Source organism: Sphingobium phenoxybenzoativorans (assembly GCF_001757355.1).
Lineage (GTDB): Bacteria > Pseudomonadota > Alphaproteobacteria > Sphingomonadales > Sphingomonadaceae > Sphingobium > Sphingobium phenoxybenzoativorans.
In genome coordinates this window covers 143,226-157,958 of sequence record NZ_MINO01000003.1, presented here as the reverse complement: position 1 = coordinate 157,958, position 14,733 = coordinate 143,226, and the positions used below count along the sequence as shown (strand labels likewise).

At 61.3% G+C, this 14,733-nt stretch carries 11 protein-coding genes; 4 read left to right on the top strand and 7 right to left on the bottom strand.

Features of this window, described 5'->3' with window-relative positions; all coding sequences use genetic code 11:
- Position 1: 1 nt before the first annotated feature.
- A complete protein-coding gene (locus tag BHQ40_RS03140; protein WP_253183237.1) occupies positions 2–1,381 on the top strand; it encodes an MFS transporter in 1,380 nt (459 codons plus the stop codon).
- A 129-nt stretch (positions 1,382–1,510) separates the two neighbouring features.
- Here BHQ40_RS03140 and BHQ40_RS03135 read toward each other — a convergent pair whose 3' ends face one another.
- The 3 genes from BHQ40_RS03135 to BHQ40_RS03125 form a co-directional block, all read right to left on the bottom strand.
- Complete coding sequence (locus BHQ40_RS03135; protein WP_216094847.1) at positions 1,511–2,884, bottom strand: M20 family metallopeptidase; 1,374 nt, start codon at positions 2,882–2,884, stop codon at positions 1,511–1,513.
- A gap of 74 nt (positions 2,885–2,958) precedes the next feature.
- Positions 2,959–5,568, bottom strand: a complete 2,610-nt coding sequence (locus tag BHQ40_RS03130; RefSeq protein ID WP_070152160.1) for a TonB-dependent receptor plug domain-containing protein — start codon at positions 5,566–5,568, stop codon at positions 2,959–2,961.
- Between the two features lie 135 nt (positions 5,569–5,703).
- A complete protein-coding gene (locus BHQ40_RS03125; RefSeq protein ID WP_070152158.1) occupies positions 5,704–9,309 on the bottom strand; it encodes a hydantoinase B/oxoprolinase family protein in 3,606 nt (1,201 codons plus the stop codon).
- A gap of 123 nt (positions 9,310–9,432) precedes the next feature.
- On the opposite strand from BHQ40_RS03125, the gene BHQ40_RS03120 reads away from it, so the two are divergent.
- Genes BHQ40_RS03120 through BHQ40_RS03110 form a run of 3 tightly spaced genes read left to right on the top strand, consistent with a single transcriptional unit; the run spans position 9,433 to position 11,601 of the window.
- Positions 9,433–9,966, top strand: coding sequence for a winged helix DNA-binding protein (locus BHQ40_RS03120; RefSeq protein WP_070152247.1), 534 nt, complete (start codon positions 9,433–9,435; stop codon positions 9,964–9,966).
- A 16-nt stretch (positions 9,967–9,982) separates the two neighbouring features.
- Entirely contained in the window at positions 9,983–10,654 is a 672-nt protein-coding gene (locus tag BHQ40_RS03115; RefSeq protein WP_070152155.1) for a DUF969 domain-containing protein, read from the top strand.
- Positions 10,651–11,601, top strand: coding sequence for a DUF979 domain-containing protein (locus tag BHQ40_RS03110; RefSeq protein ID WP_070152152.1), 951 nt, complete (start codon positions 10,651–10,653; stop codon positions 11,599–11,601). Before BHQ40_RS03115 ends, BHQ40_RS03110 begins: the two co-directional genes overlap by 4 nt.
- A gap of 58 nt (positions 11,602–11,659) precedes the next feature.
- Here BHQ40_RS03110 and BHQ40_RS03105 read toward each other — a convergent pair whose 3' ends face one another.
- The 4 genes from BHQ40_RS03105 to BHQ40_RS03090 form a co-directional block, all read right to left on the bottom strand.
- Complete coding sequence (locus BHQ40_RS03105) at positions 11,660–12,712, bottom strand: pirin family protein (protein WP_070152149.1); 1,053 nt, start codon at positions 12,710–12,712, stop codon at positions 11,660–11,662.
- Positions 12,713–12,892: 180 nt separating this feature from the next.
- Positions 12,893–13,273, bottom strand: a complete 381-nt coding sequence (locus tag BHQ40_RS03100; RefSeq protein ID WP_083276662.1) for a VOC family protein — start codon at positions 13,271–13,273, stop codon at positions 12,893–12,895.
- A gap of 112 nt (positions 13,274–13,385) precedes the next feature.
- Positions 13,386–13,682: a hypothetical protein gene (locus BHQ40_RS03095; protein WP_070152146.1), complete on the bottom strand. Its 297-nt coding sequence runs from the start codon at positions 13,680–13,682 to the stop codon at positions 13,386–13,388.
- Positions 13,679–14,710, bottom strand: a complete 1,032-nt coding sequence (locus tag BHQ40_RS03090) for a class I SAM-dependent methyltransferase (RefSeq protein WP_070152143.1) — start codon at positions 14,708–14,710, stop codon at positions 13,679–13,681. The genes BHQ40_RS03095 and BHQ40_RS03090 overlap by 4 nt, the downstream gene beginning before the upstream one ends.
- Between the last annotated feature and the right edge of the window lie 23 nt (positions 14,711–14,733).

The following is a 14,733-nucleotide window of genomic DNA, read 5'->3' as shown; positions in this document are numbered from 1 at the left end:
AGTGAGCGCAGACGCCCCCGAACCTGCCGAACAGAGTGGCGGCCTGCCAATGCCCCGCCGCCTGCTGGCAATCATCGCCGCATCGTTTGGGACAGCGCTGGTCGTCATCGACGGATCGATCGCCAATGTCGCTTTGCCGACAATCGCCCGCGATCTGGGCGTGTCCGGATCATCGGCGGTATTGGTCGTCACGGTCTATCAGCTCGTGCTGGTGATGACGATGCTGCCCATTGCGGCGTTGGCGGACCGGCTGGGGCATCGCACCCTGTATCAATATGGCCTGATCCTGTTCACCGTGACGACCATTCTCTGCTTCTTCGCGCGCAGTCTGCCATTTTTGCTGGTGGTGCGCGCGGCGCAGGCCCTGGGGGCGGCGGCCGTGCTCAGCATTACAGCCGTGCTGTTGCGGTCCATCTATCCACCCAAACAGCTTGGCCGGGGCCTGGGCATCCATGCAGTGATCTCATCGAGCGCATCGGCGTTTGCGCCCACGCTGGGCGGGTTTGTCCTCGGCGTGGCGTCATGGCCGTGGATATTCGCGGCGGCGGCTCCGTTCGGCATCGTCTCGATGCTGCTTGGGCGCGCGCTGCCGGACCCGGAACCGCGTGAGCGGCCCTACGACTTTCTTGGCGCAATGCTGTGCGCCAGCACCTTCGGCCTGATCGTCAGCGGCATTGAAAGCGGCGTGCATGGCAATTCGCCCGTCGTTTCGGCCGCCATGGTGCTGGCGGGCATTCTGATCGGGCGCGCCTTTGTAAAGCGCGAGTTGTCGGCCTCAGAGCCGATGCTGCCGATCGACCTGCTGGCTGTGCCCGCACTTGGCCTTGCCGCGCTTGGCGGAATGTTATGTTTCGTCTCAGCGATGACGCTGATCGTCACGATCCCTTTCCGCCTTCAGAATGAATATGGTCTATCGCCTGGAGAAGTAGGCGCGATTTTCGCGGTGTGGCCACTGACGACCTTGATCCTGGCGCCGCTGGGCGGGGCGTTGTCCGACCGCGTATCCGTGGCGCTGCTATGCGGTTCCGGCAGTCTGATCGCGGCGGTGGGCATGCTGCTTTTCGCCTTCCAGCCGCATGATGCGACATGGCTCGACATGGCCTGGCGGCTGTCGCTTTGCGGTGGCGGCTTTGGACTATTCGCAGCCCCCAATGCGCGATCAATCATCGCGGCGACACCGGTCAACCGCACGGCGGCGGCTGGCGGCCTGATCGCCACCAACCGGCTGCTTGGCCAGACTTTGGGTGCGACCATGGGCGCGGCGCTGCTTGCCATGGGATTTGGAATGGGCCGGGCGCCCGGCATCGTCGCGGCGTTCCTGATGGGGTTGACGATGTTGACCGCCATCAGCCGTTTTCGCGGGAAATCGCAGGCCGCCTGAAGGTCAGGACAAGCCTTCACAAGCAGGCGACTGACCAGGAGCGATTGACCGGCGATGCAGAGGGGCCTGCATCGCCGGTTTATTATCAGCGGTCTCTCATCGATCCGGTTCGGGGAACGATCCCGAAGATCAGCTTTCGATCCCGCAAATATTGACGATCGTCAGCATGAACACCTTGATCATGTCGATATAGTCGACAATGTCGACCCGCTCATCCGGCATGGTGTTGTAGCGGCCGCCCGGTCCGCAGACGAGGCCCTGCATGCCGCCAATATTCTGCAGCATCGGAGAGTCGGTTCCATAGTAGCGGGCGTTGGTCGTTTCCGGCCCTGTCGGCTGCGGAGCGCGGCGGACGGTCATATAGGCGTCGTTGACCGCCTTCACGATTGGCGCATCGCGCGAGACGAAATAGCCTTTCTGCCGGATCGGGTCAGGCTTCCTGTCCACAGCCAGATTATTGGCCTTCAACCCCGGAAAGCGCTTTTCCAGAGCGTCGAGCTGCAACTGGATATCGGCCATTGCGCCTTCATGCGTCTGGCCCGGCGCATAGCGTGCGGACCCTTTGATCTTCACATAGTCGGCCACCTGCGGCGGGCGCCACTCGTCAAGCTGCCGTCCCAGCGCGCCGTGCACCACGCCGACATGCACGCGGTTGATTGAGGCATGTTCTGCGCTGAGCGCTCCGCGGAAAGTCATGGCGTTGAGCTTGGGAATAAGGTCGCAGGCCGCCATGATCGTATCGACCGCTTCCTCGCGCTTCGACATGTGCCGGGTCGAACCGATCAGCTCGATATCCAGGGAGCTGCCGATCGCATGCATGGTTAGGGCGATCAGATCGGTCGGTTCCGGGTTGATGAAATAATCCGCGCGATAACCGCCATCGAGCACGGCCATGGTGCCCAGGCCGCCCGCCAGTTCTGCGCTGACGAAGGTGAGAGTGACGTCGCCCTTCAGCTTTACGCCCGCCTTCACCAGTTCCTTCAACGCCCAGTAATAAGCGGCGCAACCGGCCTTCATGTTGGAGACGCCGATGCCGTAGATGAAATCCTTGTCGACGAGCCCGGCGAACGGATCGACTGTCCAGCCTTCTGTCACCGGGTTGGTGTCGATATGGCCATTGAACATGATGCTCTTGCCGCCGCCTGTGCCTTTCAGCACGCCGATAGCGTTGTACCGGGTTTTGAGTTTCCCGTTAGGACGGCCTTCATAGGGCTGCGCGATCGCCTCAATGCCGGGAATGTCCGCCTTCATCGATTCCGCGATGAACTTGGCGAGATCATTCTCTCCCTCCGTATCGGTAAAGCTCTTATGCTGGACAGTCTTGGAAAGGAAAGCCAGCGCGCCTTTCTGGTCGATCTTGTCAACCAGGCGTTTGTGTTTCGCGCTGTTGAAAGTGACCGGCGGTGTTCCGTCCACCTGCGCCGCGATGGCGGTGGCGTAGGGCAGCATCGCGCCGCCAGCGATGCTGCCCATCATGCTTCTGCGAGTAATATCGTTGCTCATTTCGACCTCATGATCCTGTTCCGCCGGACCGGCCCCGGTCCGGCTGGAGATGTTTCAGACTGACGTGGAAAGACTCACCATTTCGCTCTCAGGCCGACAGCGAAGAAGGCGCCGTCGGAACTGACCGGGCCGCTTTCGTCATAGGCGTAGGACTGAATCGGCTGGAGAAGCGGGACGGGCATCAACGCCGGCTTTTTCGCGAACAGATTGTTGGCCGACAGGCTCAGTGTGAACTGGTCGTTGATGTTGTAGTTGATATTGGCGTCGGTGGTGAAAAGGTTCCCGATATTATAGCCGATCTCCCTCATTCCGGCATAAGGTCCGGAGGTCGGGATGGTCGTAGGCGTGCCGTAACGGATCGTCTTGCCATAATAGGTTTCACGCAGGTTCAGGTCGAACTTGCCGATCGACCAGACGAAATCCGCCACCACCTTGCTGCGCGGCGAGCGGTTTTCAAGATTGCGGGTGTCCGCCAGGCTGAACACCGGCACGTTGAAGGCCGCCAGAACCAGCGAGGTCTCGGCAAGGCCGGTGACCTTCGTCCGGTTGTAATTTGCCGAGAGCGACCATCTCAGGCGGCCCAGATCATTCATATCGACAAGGCCGTCGAGCACCGCCTCCACGCCGCGGGTGCGGGTGTTCGCGGCGTTGATGAAATAGTTGATGGCGGCATCCGGTTCGAGGCCGACCGACACCAGCAGCGCCCCGGAACCGGGATAGATGGCGTCGCGGATCGTCGTGGATAGCGAGACCCGATCCTTCACCTTGATCTGGTAGGCATCGACCGAGAGATGGATGCGGTCAGACAATGTGGCGACGAAGCCGGCGCTCAGATTGTTTGACCGTTCCGGCTCCAGCGGTTGGGAACCCAGGGCAAGCGCCTCCGGTGAAGTCACCGGGAAGGAGAAGGCGATGTAGGTGCCCCAGTTCACCTGCGCCCGGTAGGAGATGGTAGCCAACGTCGGCGCCTGGAATGCGTTGCCGATCGTTGCGCGCAACGCCAGGGCCGGGATGATTTCGAAGCGTGTCGACAGCCGGCCGATCTTGGCCGTGCCAAAGTCCGAATAATCCTCAATACGGCCCGCTGCGCTGATCGACCAGTTTTCCAGCGGATAGAAGGACAGTTCCGCATAGGCCGATTTATTGTTGCGCGTTGCGTTCACTTCATTGTCGGGCGTGTAGCCGAATACCGCCTGCGATCCGCAATAGCTGTAGCTGGTGAGCGGCATGCCGGCGTTGGGGCCATCAAGCACGGACGCGCCGCCGCAGGAATAGGATTGCGGTTCACCGGCATGAACGAGGAACTTTTCCTTGCGATATTCCGCGCCTGCGGCGAACTCGACCGGCTTGGCGCTGATCGGCAGATCGAATGCGCGCTTCACGCCGATATTGGTTGTCCAAGCGGTATAGTCGGTAGTGCCGATATAGAATTTGGTCTTGCTGTCGAGACCGTAGGAAGGGTTCACCGTGTCATGCGCGCCGATACGCGCCTTGTTGCCGCCATATGTCGTGCTGATGTCCCAGTTCCAGGAGCCGATGTCGCCTTCCAGGCCGAACATGACCTCGAAGTCTTTCTCTTTCTGGTCGCGGATGGGTGAAAAGCCGTCAGGGAAGATGGCGCGGACATTTTCATTGCGCAGCGGCAGGCGGAAGGCGTTGAACAGATCCGCATCGCGCTCCGCATAGGTGCCGAACGAATAGAGGCGAACGCTGTCGCTGAGTTCGAAGCCAAGATCCGCAGACAGGGATTTGGTGGTGTAGGGGGACTCGCCCTGAATCTGGGAGGCATTGCTGTCGCGCGTCGCCTCGCGAGGGTCTGGCGTGGCGCCAGCCGGGAGGGTCGGCTGAGTAAGGGCGCCCCTTGGCAGGATGGGGTTGCCGCTGGCGTTCAGGGGGAAATAATAGAGGATGTCGGAGGGGACGGGCGAGCCGCGGAATGTGCGGCCGCGCTTTTCATATTGCGCCGTCACATAGAGGTGACCCTGTTCGCCAAGTTGAAAGCCCTTGCCGATATAGGCCGAATAGGTCTTGCCTTCGCCATCGCCAAAGGTGCCGAAGCGTCCGAAGGCGGTAAGCCCGGTATCATCCTTCTTCGTGATGAAGTTGATGACACCCGCAATCGCGTCCGAACCGTAAATCGCCGAAGCACCGTCACGCAGCACCTCCATCCGCTCGATCGCTGCGGACGGGATCATTGCGATATCGACCGATTGCGCCGCGCTGGTGCCGCCAACCCCAAGGGTCGATGTCGCGTGGCGGCGTTTGCCGTTTACAAGGACCAGTGTGTGGCCCGGGCTGAGGCCGCGCAGATAGGGACCGCGAACGATGCGCGCCGATGAACCGGGGGTGCGGGGCAGATCGAGGGAAGGCACCAGCACGGCCAGGCTTTCCAGAAGGTCGGTCTTGGTCGTGCGCGTAATGTCTTCGGCGGAGAAGGAGTCGATCGGCGATTCACTGGTATAGACGGTCCGTCCAGCGGTGCGCGAACCGGTGACGATGACCATATCGCCATATTCCTCGGCGCTGGTGCTGGCCGCCGGAGCGGATGACTGATCCGCTGAAGTTCCGGTCTGGGCGGATGCTTCACCTGCGTCTGCCGCAAGGGCCGACTGTGCCGTCAGAGCTATTCCGATTGCCGCTAATGAAGTCGCGAGGGATAAGAAATTCTTGCTATAATACGTCATAACCATTCCCCTTGATTTTATGTGACCCTCCTCTCCTTGGAAGTTTTCAAATAAAGATCTTGTGGTATGTTTGTATTATACTATTTTTATCTGTTATATTATTGTATTTCCTGCATATATTATTTTGTATTTTAATTAATGAGCGCCGAAACCCCCGCCGCCGGGCGTTTCAATGACGACCAGGTCGCCCGCGCCAATGTCGATCGAGCCGCAGCCGGCGACATCTTCCTGCTGGCCGCCGGCCCGCATGACCCATTGCCGGCCGGGCATGCCATCCGTGCCGCCGGCCATGCCAAAGGGCGCGACCTGACGCCGAGACGAGACGAGGGTGGCCGTCATCGGTTCGAGGAAGCGAAGCGCCCGGATCATGCCATCGCCGCCGCGATGGCGGCCATCGCCGCCGGAATGGCGGCGGATCGCAGTCTGCTCGACCCATACCGGATATCGCAGTTCCAGCACTTCCGGGTCGGTAAGGCGGGTATTGGTCATGTGGGTATGGACGGCGGACGCGCCGTCGAACGCGTCGCCAGCGCCGGACCCGCCGCCAATCGTTTCATAATATTGATACTGGTCGTTGCCGAACAGGAAGTTGTTCATCGTCCCCTGGCTGGACGCCACGGCGCCGAGTGCGCCGAGCAGGGCGTTGCAGATGGCCTGGCTTACCTCCGTATTGCCGGCGACCACGGCGCTGCCGGGCCGGGGCGAGAGGAAACTGCCCTCTGGCAAAATGATCCGCAGCGGTGTGAAGCAGCCTTCGTTGAGCGGGATGGCGTCATAAACGAAGCACCGGAAAACATAGAGTACCACTGCGTGCACAATGGCGGGCGGGGCATTGAAATTGCCGCCATGCTGCGCGGTCGTGCCGCTGAAATCTATCGTTGCCTCGCGCGCGCCATGATCGATGCGCACGGCCACGCGCAACATTCCGCCATCATCCATGGGATAGGCGAATTCGCCATCCTTCAGCTTGGCGAAAACGCGGCGGATGCTCTCTTCCGCGTGGATCATGACATGACCCATATAGGCGAGGACCAGCGGCCAGCCCTGTTCCCGGACCATCGCCTGCAGTTCGCGCACCCCGGTCTCATTAGCGGCGATCTGCGCGCGAATGTCCGCGACGTTGATGTCCGGATTGCGCGCGGGCCATGGCGCATCGGCAAGCAGGTCGCGGAACGCGTGCTCCTGGAACTGGCCGCCATCCAGAATCAGGAAGTTGTCGATGACGACGCCTTCCTCCTCCAGACTGGCAGAGTCGGGCGGGGTCGATCCCGGCGTCGTGCCGCCAATGTCGGTATGATGCGCCCTGTTACCGACGAAGAAGCGCAATTCGCGTCCGCTGTCATCGAACACAGGCGCCACGACCGTCACGTCGGGCAGGTGTGTGCCGCCGGAAAAGGGATTGTTGAGGACGATCATATCGCCGGGCTTGAGCGTGTCTCCGCGCAGGCGCAGGACGGTGCGCACGCTGTCGCCCATCGCACCCAGATGCACCGGCACATGCGGAGCATTGGCGATAAGATTGCCCTGAGCGTCAAATACAGCGCAGGAATAGTCCAACCGTTCCTTGATATTCACGCTGGTCGAGGTGTGCTGCAGCACCACGCCCATCTGTTCAGCTACAGCCATGTAGCGGTTGTTGAACAGCTCGAGCAGGACGGGATCGGCCTTTTTGAAGGTTGCGCCATTCGCCGTATCTGCCGTTTCCGCCTGTGCTTGCCGCTCCAGCAATAATATACCGCCGGTCGAGACCTCCGCCTGCCAGCCCGGTTCAATTACCGTTGTCGATAGCGCGTCGCAGATAAGGGCAGGGCCAATGATGCGGGTCCCGCGCGCCAGACTTTCCCGCTGGTGGACAGTCGCCGCATGCGCTTCCTCTCCGCTCCACAAGGTGATTTGGGCATCTTCGCCTTCAAATGGCGCAGCGGCTGGCGCCTCGGTCAGCGGCTTGGCCGGCTCGCCGGGCACGATCGCCTCCAGCGTAACGCTTTCCAGAATGAGGGCGCGGTCCGGCGTATGGAAACCAAAGCGTTGCGCGTGCGCCTGTTCAAAGGCGGTGCGCATGGCTCCGGCATTGCCGAACGCCACACTGAGCGCTGTGTCGGTTCCGGCATAGCGCAGTTCCGCCTGACGGTGGAAAAGAATGTCCACCGGCTCCGGTTCGCGCGCGAGAAGTTCGGCGGCGCTTTGCCGTTCCGTGTCGGCCAGAAGCTGCTCGACATCCCTCACCGTGGCGTCGTCCAGATCCCGTTCTATGGCCTGTTGCGCGATCAGGCTCTGATCAGCGAGGCCCATGCCGTAGGCCGAGAGGACTCCGGCAAAGGGATGGATGAGTATACGCTCCATGCCCAGCGTCTCGGCGATCAGGCAGGCATGCTGGCCACCCGCTCCGCCAAAGCATTGCAGCGCGAACTGGCGGACGTCATGCCCCTTTTCCAGCGAAATCCGCTTGATCGCCTGCGCCATGCTCTCGACGGCAACCCGTACGAAACCCTCGGCGACCCGCGTTGCAGTCCAGTTGTCCCCGCTCGCGCGGGAAACCTCCTGCGCGAGTTCCTCGAATTTCGTTTGCACTACTTCGGCATCGAGCGGCTGATTGGCGTTCGGACCGAATATGTGGGGGAAACGCGCGGGCTGAACCTTGCCAAGCATGATGTTGGCGTCAGTGACGGTCAGTGGGCCACCATTGCGATAGGCGGCCGGTCCCGGCTGCGCGCCCGCACTGTCCGGGCCAACGCGGAAACGGACGCCATCGAAATGCAGGATCGACCCGCCGCCAGCCGCGACGGTGTGGATTGCCATCGTCGGCACGCGCACCGGCGCACCGGCAATCTCCGTGTCGAACTCGCGCTCGAAGCGTCCCGCATAGAGGGCGACGTCCGTCGAAGTGCCGCCCATGTCGAAGCCGATGATGCGGTCAATGCCGATGGCCTCGGCCGTGCGGGCCGCGCCGACGACCCCGCCCGCCGGACCGGACAGGATCGCATCCTTGCCGCGAAACAGCGCTGCATCGGTCAGTCCGCCGCTTGACTGCATGAAATAGAGCCGTGTGTCGCCCAGCTCAGAAACGACCTGATCGACATAACGGCGCAGAATGGGCGAAAGATAGGCGTCGACCACCGCCGTATGAGCGCGCGCGACCAGGCCGATCGAGGGGCTTGCTTCATGACTGGTCGAAACCCAAGGGAAACCGGCCTGATGCGCCAGTTCGGCCACTCGCCGCTCGGCGTGCGGATGTTTCCACGCATGCATCAAGGCGATGGCGCATGCCTCGAAACCCTGTGTGCGATACTCATGCAGGCGGGCGAGCAGATCATTCTCGTCGAGCGGCGTGCGTGTCTCGCCATCCACGTTGACGCGCCCGCCAATCTCCTCGACGGCTGCATATAGTGGCTCCGGCCGGTGGATATCGAGCGCAAAGAGATCTGGCCGCGCCTGATTGCCGATGCGCAGCACGTCGGCAAAGCCCCGGTCGATCAGCAACAGGGTCTTGGCGCCCTTGCGTTCCAGCAAGGAGTTGGTGGCGACCGTCGAGCCCATCTTCACCCGGTCGATCAGATGGGATGGCAGAGGCGCATCCGGCGCAAGGTCAAGCAACTGCCGGATGCCGGCGACGGCGGCGTCACGATAATGCGCAGGATTCTCGCTCAGAAGCTTGATTGTGCGCAGGTCACCGCCGGGCGTGCGCGCCACAATATCGGTAAAAGTACCGCCACGATCCACCCAGAATTGCCAACCACCCATGACTCGAAACGGGACCCCCCTGAAAATCTGCGACTCACGATGACAATTTATCGACGTTTTGTCTACATCGGCTTGACAAAATGATTGCAAATGGCAGAATATGGCCATTCAGAGGGGGTTTTCATGGCCAAGTCCACTCAGTCGAAGTCTGCATCCAAGGGGCGTCCGGTCGTTTCTTCGGCCCATCTGGCGGACGGCGCTTCGCCCGCGCTGTCGGAGCTGGAGTTCAGCATCAATCTGGCGGCGACCGCCTACCACCGCTGGATGGTCCGGTGCGCAGCGGCAGCGGGCGCGCAACTGACGCCGCTTGAAGTATTGATCATGCACACGGTGCGGCACCGCGACCGTCCCAAGCGGCTGACGGACATCACCCTGGTCTTGGACATAGAAGATACGCATCTGGCGACTTACGCGCTGCGCAAGCTGGAGGCGGCGGGTCTGGTCGAGGCGACAAGGGCGGGGAAGGAAAAGCTGATCGGGCCGACGGCAGCCGGGATCGCCTTCTGCGAGAATTATCGCCAAATCCGGGAACAATTGCTCGTCGGTCCGGCCAGAAGCCAAGGGCCGAGCGAAGACATGCTTTCCCAACTCGCCCAGCAGATGCGTCTGCTATCGGGAAGCTACAATCAGGCCGCCCGCGCGGCCGCGACACTCTAGGCGGAGTAGGGGCGGCATGCTGGTCCTTTCTGGCATCGCGGTCATCATTCTGGGTTTCATTCTGCGGCTGAACGCGATGCTGGTGGTGGCTTGCGCCGCGCTTGTGACGGGCCTCGCCGCGGGCCTTGACATCATCGCCACGATCGAGCGGCTGGGCGCGGCGGTGCGGGACAGCCGCTTCATAGCCGTCGTATGGCTGATCCTGCCGATGATCGGCCTGCTTGAGCGCGCTGGCCTGCAGGAACAGGCGGCGCGGCTGATCACGGGTCTGAAGCGTGTGACCGCAGGCCGTGTGCTGTTCGCGTATTTTCTGCTTCGGCAGGGGACGGCTGCACTGGGGCTGACTTCCCTGGGCGGACATGTGCAGATGGTGCGGCCGCTCGTGGCTCCTATGACGGAGGCCGCCGCCGAAAGGCAGTTGCCGCTTGATCCCGCGCTTCGTTACAAATTGCGCGCGCATGCCGCCGCGGTCGACAATGTGGCGCTGTTTTTTGGCGAGGATATTTTCATCGCCATCGGGTCGATCCTGCTGATGCTGAGTTTCCTATTGAACTACGGCATCGTCCTGACCCCGGTTAGCCTGGGGCTGCATGCCATCCCGACAGCGATCGCCGCGTTGCTGGTGCATGGGATGCGGTTGCAGATGCTTGATCGCCGTCTATCGCGACTGACGAGGATAGGGGCGTGATCCGGCTGGAGCATCTCTATCTGCTCACTGGTGCGATGTTTGCCGCCTTCGCCATTTCCCACCTTCGCGAAACGGATAATCCGGTGCGCTGGCGAAGCGCATCATTCTGGGGGCTTTACGCGGTGATCCTGATGGCGGGATCCGTGTTGCCGGACCTTGCAAACGGGTTGATCGTCCTTGCTCTTGTTGCGTTGGCGGTCAGCGGGTTGCGGCCGTCGGTTGCGCACACGACCAGCAAGCAGGGACGGGAGGAATCGGCGAGGCGGCTTGGCCCCTGGCTGTTTGCACCGGCGCTGCTGGTCCCCATACTGACCATCGCCGCCACGCTGTCGCTGCGGGAGGGCAAGTTGGGAGGATGGCAACTTATCCAGCCGGGCCAGGTCACGCTGATCGCGCTGGGGATTGCTGCGGTGCTTGGCTTTGCGGCTGCGCTGTTGATGAGCCGTCCGCCGGCTCGCGCAATGATCGGCGAGGGGCGACGGCTCGCCGATTCCGTCGGCTGGGCAATGCTGTTGCCGCAAATGCTGGCGGCGCTGGGCGGCCTGTTCGCGTTTGCAGGCGTGGGAGAGGCGGTTGCGCCGCTGATTACCGGGTTCATACCGATCAACGGGGCATGGAGCGCCGTCATAATCTATTGCGTCGGAATGGCGGTGTTCACGGCAATCATGGGGAACGCTTTCGCTGCATTCCCGATCATGACGGCTGCAATCGGACTGCCGCTGGTTATCCAACGCTTCGGCGGCGACCCGGCGGCGGTGTGCGCCATAGGGATGCTGAGCGGATTTTGCGGCACGCTGACAACGCCGATGGCAGCGAACTATAATATCGTACCGGCGGCGGTGCTGGAACTGCCGGACCGGAACCAGGTCATAAAGACGCAGTTGCCAACGGCTTTCGCCTTGCTGGCGATCAATATCCTGCTGATGCGCTTCCTCGCGTTTTTATGACATGGTTCGAAGGGTGCAATGCCGTCTGAAAATATACGAATTGCCGGGTATTTTCCGATCAGGATGGCGGCAGGTCAATTTCGGTCCGGCCGGGATATCTGGCAAAACGCCCCTGACCCGGTTGATGTACCGGCCCATTTGACGACCATGGCCATCCGCCGAAGCGGGTATCCCTGAAATCTCGCATGGCCTGATGTATTTGTTCATGGGTGTTCATGACAAAGGGACCATGCGCAACAATAGGTTCGTTGATCGGTACGCCCTGAAGCAGCATTATCCGGGCCGTTTCAACGCCGCCATTGGACAATGTAACGGGCATCTGGGCCATCACCTCGATCAGCCTTCTGGTCGGTTGATGCTGTCCGGCAACAGCCAGCCGGTCGCCGGTGTGAAAATACAGCGTGCGCCGTGTGCCTTTCCCCGTTGCCGGGGGCAGTGTCAAACTCGCTCCCGGTTCGAGCGTGATTTCCCAGATCGCAACATCCTTTTCCGGATCGCTGGCCCAGGAATCCGGCGCCGGCGCCGGCGGCGTCAGGGCAGGTTGCGATTCTTCCTGAGGATCGTAGGCCCCGGCGATGACCTTGACCTGCGCGATTGCGCCCTCTGCATTCTGGACGCGATATAGGGGAATATCGCTGGCCCACAGCATCTTGAACGCCGGCTCAGTCATCTTCCGGTCGGCAGGCAGATTAAGCCAGATTTGATAGAAATCGAGAGGATTGCCCTCGTGTGCGTTGCGCAGGGGAAACATCTCACAATGAAGGACACCCTGGCCGGTGGTGAGCCATTGCACGTCGCCATCGCCATAGCGCGCCATCGAACCCATGGAGTCCGTATGGTCGATCAGGCCTGTCAGAGCGATCGTCACTGTTTCAAAGCCGCGATGCGGATGCGCAGGGAAACCGGGCACAGAAGTACCGTGATACATGTTGTACCCGTCCTTGCCGGTAAAGTCGCTGCCAAGAGAGCGGCCGCGCAGCTTGTCTTGCGCAATACCTTGCCCGTCACTGGCTTCTGGATACCGGTCAAGATGATGTGTGCAGATCAGGAACGGGTCTGTCCCCGCCCAAGGATAGCCCAATGGTTCGCTCCGCAAAATCGCGCCGGTCACTCATGTCTCCCGTTCCAGATATGTGAGCGCAAATGGGGTATCGCTGGGGCGGACCGCAAGAAGGCACATGCATGGCACCCGGTCACAAACAAGGAACTTGTGACGAATTTCGCGGGGAGAAAGTGGCGTCAACTGGGCGCCAATCAATGCTGGCCGACCCCATTTGCTGCATTTTCGCTGTTACGTTGATGATAGCATAAGGACATTTCCGTCCGGATCAGCGAACCAGGCGAGTTTGACGCTGTTGTCGGGCGATGTCCAAATGCCCTGACTATCCTGCCCAAAGCCAGGATAGATGATGAATTCGATTCCGCGCCCGGTGAGCGCGGCCATCGCAGCGGTGAGGTCGGCAACCTCCCATCCAAGCGCGGGATGCCCCGATGGCTTGTAGTCCGGCATGGCCGTAAGACGAAGTTTAGCGCCGCCAATCGCGAAAACATCTCCAAAGCCATCCGAGCTTAGAAGATCAAGTCCGATCACGTCGCGGTAGAAGGCAACGCCGCGGCTGCGATCAGTTACATTGACGAACGCGATGGATTGCGCGGTGGAACCTATCGTCATCCAAAACCTCCCGGTCAATTCGCCATGGGCAAAGGTCAGAGGATGATTGGTAGCAGAATGCCTGCGGTTGTTATAGCTGCGCTGGGCTGGTGTCTGGCGGCATCCAAAGTCTCTAACAATGTTCCGCCCGCAGCGGACCGCGCGGATCGCCCGTCTCCGTCACAATCCGCAGCAGGCGGCGCAATGCCAGATCAAGCGCTTCACGGCCCATATTCTGGATTTCCGTATCAGCGGCAAGCGCATCGAGCGTATCGGTCTGTAACAGACCGGCGCGCTGCAGAGCCGTTTCCAGTGCGATACGGCGCTGGCGCTCGACGTGAAGCTGCGACGCGAGTTCGAAAATCAGCGCAGCAAGTTGGTCGGGGGCGACGTTTCTAAGATAGGCGTGGTCGTTTGAGGGGAGGGTCATGCGCTTTTCTCCGCTTCCAACACTGCCCAGGGGAAATGCCACTCCGGACGCTCTGGCCATGCGCTTTCCGGCAGACGGCCCCCACCACGCTCGTCGAACGCGGTCCAGCGCGCATTGATCAATCCTGCCTCGGCGCAGAGCGCGGGCACATCGGCCGTCAGCAGGCCCGGCATGAACGGTTCATTGTTGCGCTCCCCATGCTCCATCATTGCGAAGTCGCGGAACGCATCCCCCGTGCGGGTAAAATCGAGAAAGCGGAGCAGGCCGCCGGGCGCAAGAATGCGCGCGCATTCGGCCAGCGTCGCGATCAGCGCGGGGCGGGGAATTTCGTGGATCAACATGGTCGATGTAACAAGATTGACGGAACTGTCCGCCAATCCAGTGGCCTGACAGTCCGCCTGACGAAATTCTATCGCCAGTCCCGCCGCATTTGCGCGATCATAGGCAAGGCGCAGGCAGGGCGCCGCCAGATCGATGCCGACCACCTCCGCGTCCGGGAACCGCCTCTTTAGCGGCCAAGTGGATTTGCCGAAGCCGCAGCCCAGATCCGCTATCCGGCCGTAATGACGGTCCGGTATCGCCGTTTCGATGAAAGAGCGGTGGAATGTGTAGTCGTCATTGTCGCCAAGCATGACGAGCTTTGCGCCAAGCTCATAAATGTCGGCGGAGGAGTCAGCGCGCCATACGCCGCCCGGCTGCAGGTGAATATCCCAGTCCGTATACCAATCCGGCAGATGCATGGCGGGATCGAGGGTCAATTCCGCGGGACCCATGCTGTGCCCATGGCGCGCCGGAGGCCGTGCGCCAATCGCATCCGCCACGTCTCTCCACAGCATTTTCTGCGATGCCCTCTCAACGAAGGCAAACCAGGGATAAGCAGGCTGGCGACGGGTCGCGGCGCGCATGTCGCTCTTGTCGTCATCGGCCTCCACCTGCTCGCGCAACGCGGGAAACAAAGTATCTGCCCAGCGCCGCCGCAGGGTAAGAACGAAATCGAGCCGGCTGCGCTCATCCAATGCCAAGTTCATGCAATGCTCTCCAGGGGGCTGCA

What these genes read in the sequence shown, in the direction of transcription:
- BHQ40_RS03095 (WP_070152146.1), bottom strand. Translation starts at nt 13,682, where the DNA reads ATGACCCTCCCCTCAAACGACCACGCCTATCTTAGAAACGTCGCCCCC.
- BHQ40_RS03120 (WP_070152247.1), top strand. Translation starts at nt 9,433, where the DNA reads ATGGCCAAGTCCACTCAGTCGAAGTCTGCATCCAAGGGGCGTCCGGTC.
- BHQ40_RS03135 (WP_216094847.1), bottom strand. Translation starts at nt 2,884, where the DNA reads ATGAGCAACGATATTACTCGCAGAAGCATGATGGGCAGCATCGCTGGC.
- BHQ40_RS03130 (WP_070152160.1), bottom strand. Translation starts at nt 5,568, where the DNA reads ATGACGTATTATAGCAAGAATTTCTTATCCCTCGCGACTTCATTAGCG.
- BHQ40_RS03100 (WP_083276662.1), bottom strand. Translation starts at nt 13,273, where the DNA reads ATGACGATAGGTTCCACCGCGCAATCCATCGCGTTCGTCAATGTAACT.
- BHQ40_RS03125 (WP_070152158.1), bottom strand. Translation starts at nt 9,309, where the DNA reads ATGGGTGGTTGGCAATTCTGGGTGGATCGTGGCGGTACTTTTACCGAT.
- BHQ40_RS03115 (WP_070152155.1), top strand. Translation starts at nt 9,983, where the DNA reads ATGCTGGTCCTTTCTGGCATCGCGGTCATCATTCTGGGTTTCATTCTG.
- BHQ40_RS03090 (WP_070152143.1), bottom strand. Translation starts at nt 14,710, where the DNA reads ATGAACTTGGCATTGGATGAGCGCAGCCGGCTCGATTTCGTTCTTACC.